This window comes from Staphylococcus cornubiensis, from assembly GCF_900183575.1.
Lineage (GTDB): Bacteria > Bacillota > Bacilli > Staphylococcales > Staphylococcaceae > Staphylococcus > Staphylococcus cornubiensis.
Map to the genome: position 1 here is coordinate 234,792 of NZ_FXUZ01000002.1, position 13,032 is coordinate 247,823.

A 13,032-nucleotide genomic window follows, 5' to 3' on the forward strand; every position below is an offset into this window, starting at 1 on the left:
GGAGGCTCATTATGGCAAACGCAGCACATGTATATCAATTGGCAGATGATATTATTGCGCACGGCGACTATGAAACGGGAGATCATATTTATGTCGTCAACCAAATTTTGTCGCGTTTAAAGGCAGATGATATTGCGCTTTTAGACACACAACATGACATTCAACCCCAATCGCCTATTGAAATTGTCAATTTACTTATTGAAGATGCTATTGAGCGAGGGGCGTTTGAAGATATTTTATCAGTGCGTGAACAGTTAGAAGCGAGTTTGATGGATTTAATTACGCCAAGACCTTCTTCAGTGAATCGTGAGTTTTATAAGCGTTATCAACTTTCACCAGAAGCGGCAACTGACTATTTTTATCAACTAAGTCATCTGAATCATTATATAAAAGAAGAAGCGATTGCTAAAAATATTGTTTATCAAGTGCCGACAGCATATGGTGACTTTGAAATTACGATTAATTTATCAAAACCTGAAAAAGATGCGAAACAAATTGAGCGTGAAAAAAATGCACCCGCTTCGTCTTATCCAAAGTGTGCCATTTGTATGGAAAATGAAGGCTATTATGGGACGATGACTTCTGCTGCACGTTCTAACCATCGTATTGTGAAAATGCAAATTAACGGCGAAGAGTGGGGCTTCCAATATTCGCCATACCTTTATTTTAATGAACATAGTATTTTATTATCACGTGAGCATACACCGATGTTAATCAACCAAGCTACATTTGAAAACTTGATTGATTTCGTCAAACAGTTTCCGCACTATACAATTGGTTCGAATGCGGACATTCCAATTGTTGGTGGCTCTATTTTATCGCACAACCATTATCAAGCAGGGCGTCATGATTTTCCGATGGCACTTGCACCAGTTGAACGTAGCTTTGAATTGACAGCCTATCCGAATGTACAAGCAGGTATTGTGAAGTGGCCGATGAGTGTGATTCGTCTCACAGCAACAGACACGGATGAACTCATTGCGGCAAGTGAGTGGATTCGTCGCCAATGGGAAGGATACAGTGATGTGCGTGTACATGTCAAGGCATACAGTGAAGCAGGTGAACGTCATCATACAGTGACACCGATTGCGAGATATCGTGATGGTCAGTATGAAATGGATATCGTATTACGTGATAATCAGCGTACAGAAGCATATCCAGACGGTCTTTTCCATCCGCATAAAGATGTCCAACATATCAAAAAAGAAAATATTGGTTTAATTGAAGTGATGGGCACAGCAATTTTACCTGGTCGTTTGAAAAATGAATTACAAGATGTGATTGCATTTTTAAAGGGTGATCATACGATTGATTTAGGTGTGCATGCAACATGGGCACAAGAAATGAAAAATAAGTATGATTTTAACAAGGAAGATGCTGAAACGATTGTGCGCCAAGAAGTCGGCTATAAATTTGAACGTGTCCTTCAAGATGCGGGTGTATTTAAAAGAGATGAAGAAGGACAAGCTGCCTTTCAACGTTTTATTACAATACTAAATGTATAGATCATAATATGAATTCGCAAAAATACGTTCGGAATTTGTTATACTGATTTCGAACGTATTTTTGTGTGTCAATTAATGAATAAAGGGGCAATGAATGATGAAAATAAGAATGGGTTGGATTGTTTTAACAGGGCTGTTATTCATTATTTTAGCAGCATGTGGTCAAAATGGTTCTCAATCAGATTCTAAAAAAACAACGGCAGATGAAAAATTGACGATTTCAGCTGCAGCAAGTTTAACAGATGTGACGAAAGCGTTGGAAAAAGCATTTCAAAAAGAGCATCCAGACATTGACGTGTCATTTAATTACGGTGGTTCTGGTGCATTGCGTGAACAAATCGATAAAGGCGCGCCAGTAGATGTCTTCATGTCAGCGAATACGAAAGATGTCGATATGTTGAAAGAAAAAGGGAAAGTGCAACATACATACGATTACGCACGTAACAAGTTAGTATTGATTCATCGTAAAGGGAGCGAGATCACGAAACTTGATCAACTCAATGGGCAAGATCAACTGGCAATTGGTGAAGTGAAATCAGTGCCTGCAGGTAAATATGCAAAAACATATTTAGAAGATCAAAATATGTGGTCAACAGTTGAAGCGCGTATCGTATATGCGAAAGATGTGCGTGAAGTGTTAAACTATGTGAATAAAGGAAATGCGCAGTTAGGTTTTGTGTATCAAACAGACTTATATGTTGGTCAAAAACCACATTCTGGAGTTGAAAAAGTGGCGGATGCTACGTTGAAAAAACCTATTGTATATCGCATGGGAACAGTGACAGATAATGAAGCTGCAAATGCTTGGTATGACTTTATGAAAAGTAAAACTGCGCAACACATTTTGAAAGACTATCATTTTGAAAAATAGGTGATGATTATGCCTGATTTAACACCTTTATGGATATCAATTAGAGTGGCATTTGTCAGTACAGTCATTGTCATGATACTTGGTATAGGGCTCGCGCGTTTGATGTATCAGAGACGAACAAAATGGACGCATCTTATCGAAAGCATCGTTCTGTTGCCTATCGTTTTACCACCGACTGTACTGGGCTTTTTACTACTGATGGTTTTTTCGGTGGATCATACTGTAGGGCATCTACTCACTGACGTCTTAGGAATAAAAGTGGTGTTTACATGGATTGGTGCTGTCATCGCTTCAGTGATCGTTAGTTTTCCATTGATGTATCAACACACTGTTCAAGGTTTTTGTAATATCAATCCACGTATGCTGAATACTGCAAGGACGATGGGGGCGTCTGAACTTAAAATATTTTTTAAAATCACGTTGCCACTGTCCAAGCGTGCGATTATTTCTGGAACGATGCTTGCATTTGCGCGTGCGATTGGTGAATTCGGAGCGACGTTAATGATTGCAGGTTACATTCCTGGTAAAACCAATACGTTGCCATTAGAAATTTACTTTCTTGTTCAACAGGGTAGAGAAAACCAAGCATGGCTATGGGTGCTCGTTTTAGTAGCATTTGCGATGAGTATTATGGGAACGATGAATTTGATGAATAAAGAGCGTTATCGTGAGGTGGATTAATTGTTAAATCTTCAAATACAAAAGAAAATTAACCAACGTCACATCGGTATTAAGATTCAAAGTGAACGTCCTCAAATTTATGCCATTCAAGGTGCTTCGGGTATTGGTAAAACGACGATGTTGAATGTCATTGCAGGCATTTGTCATCCAGACCATGGCTTTATACAAATTAAAGACCGCGTGTTAACAGATACAGAACATCAAGTGCATGTACCTATTCGCGAACGTCACATCGGTTATCTTTTTCAAGATTATCAATTATTTCCGCATATGACAGTATTGGAAAATATTACGTTTATGGCGCGTTATAATGCTCATATTGCGGATTTGATTCAACATTTGAATATTGAACATTTACAAAGTGTTTATCCTGAGCGCTGTTCGGGTGGTGAAAAGCAACGTGTCGCACTGGCAAGAGCACTTAGCATGCGACCGGATATTTTATTGTTAGATGAACCATTTTCAAGTTTGGATGAAACGTCACGGCAAGAGAGTATGGATTTGGTGACAAGGATTTTTGAAGATTGGGGTATCCCGATTATTTTTGTCACACATTCAAAATGGGAAGCGGAGATGTTAGCTGACGAAGTGATTGTCGTGGATTGATTTTTCTCTCAAGAATGATCAATTCACTTTGGAAATACGAAGATAAGTGGCAAGTGGTTCACTTTAAATCATTTTAAAAGCAAAACACTTGAACCTATTCATCATGGGGCATAGCAAGCGAATCAAAGCATTGAAATCATGTTGCTTTGATTCGCTTATCTTATATGTAGGGAATTAGCCCATGTGATTTCATCGTTTACCCTGATGATGAATAGGGCAAGCTCACGTTTCAATCCATTGAGTCCCTTTCGAAAAATCCGTATAATTGAAAATAGTATTGTGGGAGAGGATTTTGATGATGGGTCAAGAACGATATTCAAGGCAAATTTTATATCAAGGTATAGGGCCAAGTGGTCAACAAAAAATTAATGCTAAAACGGTACTCATTGTAGGAATGGGTGCGCTAGGTACGCATGTTGCTGAAGGGTTAGTGCGTGCAGGTATCGGAAAGCTTATTATTGTGGATCGAGATTATATTGAGCATTCAAATCTACAACGCCAGACGTTATTTACTGAGCGCGATGCTGATGAAAGTGTACCAAAAGTGATGGCCGCAAAACAGATGCTTCATGCAATACGTCGCGATGTAGAAATTGACGCGTATATTCAACATGTAGATGGCGTTTTTTTAGAAACACATGTGCCAACTGTCGATTTGATTATGGATGCGACAGATAATTTTGAAACACGTATGTTAATCAATGATGTTGCTTATGATTATCGTGTGCCTTGGATTTATGGGGGTGTCGTACAAAGTACATATGTATCAGCGCCTTTTATTCCGGGTGAGACACCTTGTTTTCAATGTTTAGTCCCACAAATCCCATCTCTCAATCTAACTTGTGATACGGTAGGAGTCATTCAACCTGCTGTGACGATGACGACAAGTTTTCAGTTGCGAGATGCTCTGAAAATATTGACAGATACCTCTTTTGAACCTAAGTTGACTTACGGTGATATATGGGATGGCACGCATTTTGCATTTGGAATGCGCCGCTTGCAACGTGAGGATTGTCCGACATGTGGTCATCATCCGACTTTCCCTTATTTAAATAAAAGGACGTCAACTTATGCGTCATTATGTGGCCGAGATACGGTGCAATATCAACATCCAGATCTGACATTTGCACGCTTAAAGTCATTTTTAGATGCGCGAGAGATACCGTACAAGTCCAATGGTTATTTATTACAATTTAAATTTGAAAGTTCACGCATCGTCGCTTTTCAAGATGGCCGTTTACTGATTCATGGTTTAAAAGATGTAGATGCCGCACAAGTGATGATACATAAATTATTCGGTTGATAAAGGAGTGAGTCCATGCATACGAACGTCAAACTAGATAGACCTGTCCGTTGTGCAGTATTAACAGTTTCCGATACGCGGACGATTGAGACAGATAAAGGGGGACAACTGGTTCAAACGTTACTACAAAATGGGGGCTTTGATGTTAAAATCCAACATTACACAATCGTTAAAGATGAACTGACTGCGATTCGAACAACAGTTCAACAATGGCTTGCTGAAGACATCGATGTCATCGTGACAACTGGTGGAACAGGCATTGCGCCGAGAGATGTAACAATTGAAGCGGTAACCCCGTTATTGGATAAGGAGATTGAGGGCTTTGGAGAGTTGTTTCGTTATTTAAGTTTTGCTGAAGATGTCGGAACACGCGCTTTACTATCCAGAGCTGTTTCAGGTACCGTAAATCGTACATTGCTATTCTGTTTGCCAGGCTCTACAGGTGCTGTAAAATTAGCGCTCAATCGATTGATATTACCAGAACTCACACATTTAGTTTATGAAATGAATAAATAATACGCTATGTGAAAGATTAATCTAGCATGGGTGGTTTGAAACGAGTTAAGAGAACGTGAGCACTTAATAGCCATCATATGAATACAAACTGCGAATAAAGAAGACAAATTTTTGAAATTAAAAGAGGATTGTATTCAAATATTTGATTTCAAATCAAGTCAAAGCAACTACACGAGTTTGATCAATGTGCTTCTGATCATTAAAAAAGGGGACGGAGACACAATTGTGTTTCCCAGACCCCTTGATAAACTTTAAGACATATTAGTGAGATGTACGGTTAAAATCAGACTTGCCACCCGTTTTTTGAACGAGATAAGTTTCGCCGATGACCATGCCTTTGTCAACGGCTTTGCACATATCATAGACCGTTAATGCAGTGGCAGAAGCGGCTGTTAAAGCTTCCATTTCCACACCTGTTTTGCCGTTGGTAGATACTGTAGTCGTAATATTTAAAGTGTAGTGTTCATGCGACGTGTCCCAATCAAAGACAACATCAATACCAGCGAGTGATAAAGGATGGCACATTGGAATGATTGTTGACGTATTTTTGGCAGCCATAATCCCTGCGATTTGTGCGGTATTTAAAACATTACCTTTTTTGTTTGTATTTTGCATAATTTGTTCATAAATCGTCGCATTAACTTGAATGCTCGAATGTGCGATGGCTGTACGTTTTGTCACTTTTTTATCAGAAACGTCCACCATTTTCGCATGACCTTGTGCATTGAGATGTGTAAATTCAGACATGCTATTCCTCCTTACTTAAATGCAAGGTTAGTATAGCATGAATTTTTCATTTTGTTAGGAGTGGTTCATCATGCCAGTAGAAAAAAGACATCCCATCCCAGTGGCTGAAGCGATACAACGTGTTATGAAACAAAATATCGAGATGGATACGACGACAGTGAATATTTATGACAGTGAAGGTTATATACTCGCTGAAGATATCATTGCAACTTACGATATTCCGCGTTTTGATAAATCCCCATATGACGGATTCGCTGTAAGAAGTGCAGATACAGTTGGCGCATCGAGTGACAATCGCATCGCATTTGAAGTCATCGATCATATCGGTGCGGGAAGTGTGTCCGCGAAACAACTTGAAGCAGGGCAAGCTGTACGTATTATGACAGGTGCTGAAATGCCAGAAGGTGCAGATGCAGTCGTTATGCTTGAACAAACCGTAGAAACAGCAGAAGGTTTTACAATTCGTAAGCCGTTTGAGTCGTTAGAAAATGTGTCGTTGAAGGGCGAAGAAACGGCGAAGGGCGATGTTGTGTTAACGAAAGGTCAACGTATTAATGCCGGCGTTGTCGCAGTCCTTGCCACATTTGGTTATGTTGACGTTCCTGTGTTCCAAAAACCGACCGTTGCCATTATTGCGACAGGCAGTGAACTAGTCGATATCGATGCACCGTTAGAACCAGGTAAAATTCGTAATTCAAATGGTCCGATGATTTATGCGTTGTTACGTAAAGAGGGGATTGCAGGCGAGTTATACAAAATTCAACAAGACGATTTTGATAGTAGCTTAGCTGTCGTTAAAAAAGCATTTTCTGAACATGATATCGTCATTACAACAGGTGGTGTGTCAGTCGGTGATTTTGACTATTTACCGGACATTTATCGCGCTTTAAATGCAGAAGTGTTGTTTAACAAAGTGGCAATGCGACCAGGGAGTGTCACAACAGTTGCGGTATCAGAGGGTAAATATTTATTCGGTTTGTCAGGCAATCCTTCCGCTTGTTATTCTGGCTTTGAATTATTTGTTAAGCCTGCGATGTATCATATGATGCAAGCCGAAAAATGTTATCCGAGTATGGTGCGTGCAACGTTGATGGAAGATTTTAAAAAGGCGAATCCGTTCATTCGATTTATTCGTGCCAATGTTGTGCTCACCGGACGTGAAGCGACGGTGCGCCCATCAGGTTTCAACAAATCAGGTGCAGTGGTGTCTATTGCACATAGTAACGCGATGATTGTTTTACCAGGCGGCACAAGAGGATTTGAACGTGGGTTTGAAGTGCAGGTTATTTTGACATCATCAGAAGCGTATCAACGAGAGAGTTACTTATGATTTTACAAGTCGTTGGTTTTAAAGATGTAGGTAAAACGACGCTCATGCAAAAGATAGTGACACATTTTAAAGCGTTAGGGTATCCAGTCGTGACGATTAAACATCACGGTCATGCAGGAGAAGACATTACGTTACCAGCAAATCATTTAGATCATATGCGTCATTTTAATGCTGGGGCAGATCAAAGCATTGTGCAAGGACATCATTATATTGAAAGTATTCAAAGAGCTAATGAAATGCCTTTACGGACTTTAATTGACGAATGTGTTACCATTGAAAAAAGTATGATACTCGTTGAAGGCTATAAACATGAGCATTACGATAAAATCATTGTGTATCGTGATGAAGCGGAATATGCGCAACTTCAACAGCTAACGAATGTTAAATATGCAGTGAAACGACATGCGACAACAATGGATGATACAGGGTTGAAAGCATGGTTAACTGAGTGGATACAAATGAATGAAGGGTGATCGGGTTGAAACAATTTGAAGTGACAACACAACCGTTAGAACCGGAAAAGTATCGCGCGTACACATTAAATGAAAAGCAAGGCGCGATTGTTGTGTTTACAGGGCATGTCCGTGAATGGACGAAAGGTGTCCGCACAGAATATTTAGAGTATGAGGCATACATCCCAATGGCTGAAAAGAAACTGCAACAAATTGGTGATGAGATTGCCGAACGTTGGCCAGGGACGATAACAGCAATTGGTCATCGTATCGGCGCACTCCAAATATCTGATATTGCTGTATGTATTAGTGTGTCATCGCCGCATCGTAAAGACGCTTATGCAGCAAATGAATATGCGATTGAACGTATTAAAGAAGTGGTCCCTATTTGGAAAAAAGAAATTTGGGAAGATGGCGCCGAGTGGCAAGGACATCAACGGGGTTATCACGAAGATGCTGTGAATGAAGGAGGTTTTTCATCGTGAAGGTGTTATACTTTGCAGAAATTAAAGAACTTGTAAATCGTTCAGAAGACGTTTTTCATTTTGACTATGAAGTGCCTGTTTCTGACTTAACGACACATTTATATCAAACATATCCTGTCATTCAAGGTAAAAAATTTCAAGTCGCAATCAATGAAGAGTTTGCACGCGCGGAAGATCTCATTCAACCTTATGATGTGGTTGCACTGATTCCGCCAGTCAGTGGAGGTTAAAGTTAATCATGAAGGCTATTATACTAGCAGGTGGGCATTCAGAAAGATTTGGCTCGCCGAAAGCATTTGCGAAAATTAATGGGACGACGTTTTATCACAAACTGGTCCAAACGTTACAGGCGACGAACATGTTCAATGAAATTTTGATTAGCACGAACACACAATTAGTGTCTCAATTTCAACATGACCCTGTCGTTGTAGATGTCGCACAACACAGAGATAAAGGACCACTTGCTGGCATTTATAGTGCAATGTCACGTGATACGGAAGAAGATCTCTATTTCGTCATTTCAGTCGATACGCCTATGGTAACACAAAAAGCAATCAGTCATTTGTACCAATTTATGGTAGCGAATCTGATTGAGGAACATTTGGATATCGCCGGATTTATGAATGAAGACCGTCCGATGCCGACGATTGCTTTTTATCATAGACGGGTCTTACCTATTATTGAAGATGTGTTGCAGTCGGATGATCTCAGTATGAAACATGTGTATGAACAAGTGTCGACGGATTGGTTAGAGGCGAATACGATTGAGAGTCCGCATTATTGGTATCAAAATGTGAATTATCAACAAGATTTGGCAGCATTAGAAGCAGAATTAGCGAAATAAGAAAAGGAGGGCGCAATATGGCAGACCAAATACTTGATAAATTGGGCAGACCCATTCGTGATTTGCGCATTTCCGTAACTGATAGATGTAATTTTCGTTGTGATTATTGCATGCCAAAAGAAATTTTCGGTGACGATTATGTATTTTTACCGAAAGATCAATTGTTATCATTTGAAGAAATTGTACGTATTACACAGTTATATGCCCAGTTAGGTGTTAAAAAGGTCAGAATTACAGGTGGTGAACCATTGCTTCGACGAGATTTACATCAATTAATCGCTCAAATTACACAAATTGAAGGCATTGAAGATATAGGGCTAACGACGAATGGTTTATTACTCAAAAAGCACGGACAAAAACTGTATGACGCAGGGTTAAGACGCATTAACGTCAGTTTAGATGCAATTGAAGATCGTGTTTTTCAAGCGATTAACAACCGTGATATTAAAGCGTCTACAGTGCTTGAACAAATTGAATATGCGACTAGTATTGGCTTAAAAGTTAAAATTAATGTTGTCGTACAAAAAGGTGTCAACGATCATCAAATCTTGCCAATGGTCCGTTACTTTAAAGATAAAGCAGTGACGATTCGTTTTATTGAATTTATGGATGTGGGTAACGATAACGGTTGGGACTTTAGTAAAGTGGTCACAAAAGATGAAATGTTGGAAATGATTGCGGGAGAATTTGATATTGAGCCGGTCACGCCAGAATATTATGGGGAAGTGGCGCAATATTATCGTCATGTCGGGAGTCCAGCGCAGTTCGGTTTGATTACAAGTGTATCGGATTCCTTTTGTTCCACATGTACACGTGCGCGTCTATCATCAGATGGTAAGTTTTATGGGTGCTTATTCAGTACAGGAAGTGGTTTTGACATTCGGGGGCTATTGAGAAGTGGTGCGGATGATGAGGAAGTTATGGCGCAATTGAAGGCCTTGTGGCACATTCGTGATGATCGCTATTCAGATGAGCGAACAGCAGAGACCGTTGCGAATAGACGAAAGAAAAAGATTAACATGAATTATATTGGTGGATAGTTTTTGGGAGCAGTACAGAAATCTCATGTGTAACAAAGATTTCGTCGTACTGCCTCCGCAAAGCTGACTAGACTTCTTAAAAGTATGCGCATTGAGAAGTCAGACAGCTACTGCGTTAAACAGTGAGTAGTATTGATTGACACATGTGAACTATTGATTGCAGAATTTACCCTCACGTTCTCAAGGGACTTGCCTCAACTAAATTCGGCTTGATTGAGATGTACATTTGATGGTAGCCGAATTGGATTTTCGGCTGCGTCTAATCCCTCGGGAGTCTCGGGCAATTCTAGCAATCTGAGAGAGTGGTTCAAATCTATGTTTGGCGAAATCTCAAATATGTCTAAAACCATCCCATCATATATAAATTTAAAGAGGTGTAAGTCTGGGCTGAGTGTTTTGAACACTTTGCCTTTTTTAAATAGATTTGAATTGGACTACCGTGTTATAACTTAACCGCATTCATTTCTCGTGTTGTAGCTCGTATATGTGTGGGACATATTTTAAAAATGGAAAAGCTGGGAATCTCTTCGTCCCAGCTTTTTTACGTCCATTATTATTTTTGTTTTTTCTGCTTTTTAATCTGTTTTGAAAAGTCAATTTGAGCGATAACTGGATCGTGGTCACTTGCACGACCAGACATTTCAGTGAAGTCGCTGTTGACGTGAATCATGTCTAATTTTGTTTGACGCTTCAAATGTTGTGACACTAAGATATGATCAAGTGTTTGGGTGTTACCTTGATATACATAAGAATAACGCTGCTTTTTAGGTACGTCATTCACCATATTTGTTAAACCGTATGATTCTAGAGTTTTAAGTGGTTTCGACCATTGAAAATCGTTGTAATCGCCTACCGAAATAATATTGGCGTTAGGATTTTGTTGTTGAACTTGAGCTACAAATTCACCGATACGTTGTGCGTTTTGTACACGTTGTGGTTCTGAATGTAACTGAACAGGTTGCTGACGACCGAACAAACCATCGTCCCCACGTTTTGATTTCCAATGATTTGCAATTGCAATGACTTGTTGTCCTTTAAACTCAAACTGAGCCGCTAACGATTTACGTACATCATCAAAAGCAGGATCTTTTGGTGCGATACGACCTGGATTATGTGTCAGTTGGTTGTTTTTATAACCGACATTCGTTTCTGCGTCACCCGCTTGAATGTCATCGTTAAATGTCACACGTTCTGGGTTGTATAAAAAGCCCACACGAATATTGGCATCAGGCTGACCGCCATCTGCATTATTTTCGGGATCAATATTCACATAACGATATGTCGGTCCACCTGCATCTTTAATCGCTTGAATCAGACGTTCATAAGAGGCTGATGCTTCAGAACCGCCTTTACCTGGACCGTTATTATCTTGAACTTCTGTCACACCGACAATGTCAGGCTGTTTCATATGGCTGACAATACCGTTTGCGAGTTTTCTTGCTTTATCGTCACTTGAAGTTTTCACGTCATTTGAAAAGTTTTCTAAGTTATATGAAGCAACAGTGAGTTTGTTTTCGGATGGTTTTAATTTTGTCGCTTTAGGTTGCGCTTTTCCTTTAATATGTGCTTTTTGCATGTCGTTGAAATCAATATTCACTTTATAATTTTGGAAACTGTAATTCACATAACCAATCAATGGGCCTTTAAAACGATCGCCTGTCGCAATGTCATAATCTTGAGCGCGATGTTGATCGTCATTCATTTTAAAGGCGATACGTTGACCGTTTGCATTATCCGATTTTAATAAAACGCCACCATTCTTCGTTTCAGGACGGTTTTGATTTAATACAGTGAAGACTTCGCCATGACTTTGTGGCCCAACACTACGCACATTGTTGACTTCCACACGCATGCCTTCTAAAGCTTCCCAATAGTCAATTGCATATGTATCTGGTTTGAAAATCGAAAAATGTTGAGGTGAAGCGATTTGTTGCGGGATTTTTTTGATTTTCACAGGTTTCGGTAAAGGTTGGTTTTCCTTTTGAACAGTAATTTGACCTGCTTTATCTGCACGTGCATCAATTTCAGTAAGGGGTAAATCTGTTTTTCCTTTTTCTGCATATCCTTCAATCGCATATTCACGTACTGTACCCGAAACATGGACAAGATCGCCGACTTTGACATCAGGCTTCTCTTTTCCAGCAAAGACGATAATCCCTTCAGAAGTTGCTGGGTTATTGTCTTTTTGTGCATCTGGTGTTTGTAAATGGAAATAATAGTAATTGTTTGCTTTATAAATATAAGTCACAATGCCTGGTACTTTTTCAACGCGTTGATCTTTCAAAGGTGACGTATGACCTGCACCTTGGATATCGTGAATTTGTGGTGAGGATACCGTTTCAGCTTGAACAGCCGAATCGTGGAAAATAGAGCCCGTTGACAGTAGCCCTAAAACTAAAGTTGAAGTTATTAATTTGCTTTTCAATAGATTGCCTCCTTAAAAATATTGTTTACGCGTTAAGTATACCAAAACAACTATAATAATATTGTAAAAATTTGATGAATTGATTAAGAAGTTGGAGGATTGGGAAGGTGATATCACTATCGAGGTGTAGAGTAGCACATAAAGACACTTTTTGAATAAAAAATAGGATGAACTGAAGTTAGGCTGTTCAAATAAATGGTTCTAACAACGGCACATATTAAAAATCG

14 protein-coding genes are annotated in these 13,032 nt (G+C 39.5%); 12 read left to right on the forward strand and 2 right to left on the reverse strand.

The window, feature by feature from the left end:
- Window positions 1-11: 11 nt before the first annotated feature.
- The 6 genes from galT to CCE82_RS04150 all read left to right on the forward strand — a co-directional run bounded on the left by galT (window position 12) and on the right by CCE82_RS04150 (window position 5,482).
- The gene (galT, locus tag CCE82_RS04125) at window positions 12-1,505 is read left to right on the forward strand and encodes a UDP-glucose--hexose-1-phosphate uridylyltransferase (protein WP_086428166.1); all 1,494 of its coding nucleotides are present in this window, start codon (window positions 12-14) and stop codon (window positions 1,503-1,505) included.
- A gap of 97 nt (window positions 1,506-1,602) precedes the next feature.
- Window positions 1,603-2,376 carry a molybdate ABC transporter substrate-binding protein gene (modA, locus tag CCE82_RS04130; protein ID WP_086428245.1) on the forward strand — a complete coding sequence of 258 codons (774 nt, stop codon included), beginning with the start codon at window positions 1,603-1,605 and terminating at the stop codon, window positions 2,374-2,376.
- Between the two features lie 9 nt (window positions 2,377-2,385).
- Window positions 2,386-3,057, forward strand: coding sequence for a molybdate ABC transporter permease subunit (gene modB, locus CCE82_RS04135; protein WP_086428167.1), 672 nt, complete (start codon window positions 2,386-2,388; stop codon window positions 3,055-3,057).
- Entirely contained in the window at window positions 3,058-3,663 is a 606-nt protein-coding gene (locus CCE82_RS04140; protein ID WP_086428168.1) for an ATP-binding cassette domain-containing protein, read from the forward strand.
- 298 nt (window positions 3,664-3,961) lie between these two features.
- Entirely contained in the window at window positions 3,962-4,966 is a 1,005-nt protein-coding gene (locus tag CCE82_RS04145; RefSeq protein WP_206184374.1) for a ThiF family adenylyltransferase, read from the forward strand.
- Between the two features lie 15 nt (window positions 4,967-4,981).
- On the forward strand, window positions 4,982-5,482 hold the full coding sequence (locus CCE82_RS04150; protein ID WP_086428170.1) for a MogA/MoaB family molybdenum cofactor biosynthesis protein: 501 nt from the start codon (window positions 4,982-4,984) through the stop codon (window positions 5,480-5,482).
- Between the two features lie 261 nt (window positions 5,483-5,743).
- Here the strand turns inward: CCE82_RS04150 and moaC are convergent, their stop codons facing one another.
- Complete coding sequence (gene moaC, locus CCE82_RS04155; RefSeq protein WP_086428171.1) at window positions 5,744-6,229, reverse strand: cyclic pyranopterin monophosphate synthase MoaC; 486 nt, start codon at window positions 6,227-6,229, stop codon at window positions 5,744-5,746.
- 70 nt (window positions 6,230-6,299) lie between these two features.
- Between moaC and CCE82_RS04160 the strand changes: the two genes are divergently transcribed.
- From CCE82_RS04160 to moaA, 6 genes are read left to right on the forward strand one after another with little or no spacing between them, the layout of a single operon-like run.
- Window positions 6,300-7,559, forward strand: coding sequence for a molybdopterin molybdotransferase MoeA (locus CCE82_RS04160; RefSeq protein ID WP_086428172.1), 1,260 nt, complete (start codon window positions 6,300-6,302; stop codon window positions 7,557-7,559).
- Window positions 7,556-8,032 (forward strand): molybdopterin-guanine dinucleotide biosynthesis protein B, encoded by a 477-nt coding sequence (gene mobB / locus CCE82_RS04165; RefSeq protein WP_086428173.1) that lies wholly within the window; start codon window positions 7,556-7,558, stop codon window positions 8,030-8,032. The genes CCE82_RS04160 and mobB overlap by 4 nt, the downstream gene beginning before the upstream one ends.
- 5 nt (window positions 8,033-8,037) lie before the next feature.
- Window positions 8,038-8,496 carry a molybdenum cofactor biosynthesis protein MoaE gene (locus tag CCE82_RS04170; protein ID WP_086428174.1) on the forward strand — a complete coding sequence of 153 codons (459 nt, stop codon included), beginning with the start codon at window positions 8,038-8,040 and terminating at the stop codon, window positions 8,494-8,496.
- Entirely contained in the window at window positions 8,493-8,726 is a 234-nt protein-coding gene (locus CCE82_RS04175) for a MoaD/ThiS family protein (RefSeq protein WP_086428175.1), read from the forward strand. Before CCE82_RS04170 ends, CCE82_RS04175 begins: the two co-directional genes overlap by 4 nt.
- Before the next feature lie 8 nt (window positions 8,727-8,734).
- The gene (mobA, locus tag CCE82_RS04180) at window positions 8,735-9,340 is read left to right on the forward strand and encodes a molybdenum cofactor guanylyltransferase MobA (protein ID WP_086428176.1); all 606 of its coding nucleotides are present in this window, start codon (window positions 8,735-8,737) and stop codon (window positions 9,338-9,340) included.
- 17 nt (window positions 9,341-9,357) lie between these two features.
- Complete coding sequence (gene moaA / locus CCE82_RS04185) at window positions 9,358-10,380, forward strand: GTP 3',8-cyclase MoaA (RefSeq protein ID WP_086428177.1); 1,023 nt, start codon at window positions 9,358-9,360, stop codon at window positions 10,378-10,380.
- A gap of 553 nt (window positions 10,381-10,933) precedes the next feature.
- Here moaA and CCE82_RS04190 read toward each other — a convergent pair.
- The gene (locus CCE82_RS04190) at window positions 10,934-12,805 is read right to left on the reverse strand and encodes an endonuclease/exonuclease/phosphatase family protein (protein WP_086428178.1); all 1,872 of its coding nucleotides are present in this window, start codon (window positions 12,803-12,805) and stop codon (window positions 10,934-10,936) included.
- Window positions 12,806-13,032: the final 227 nt, after the last annotated feature.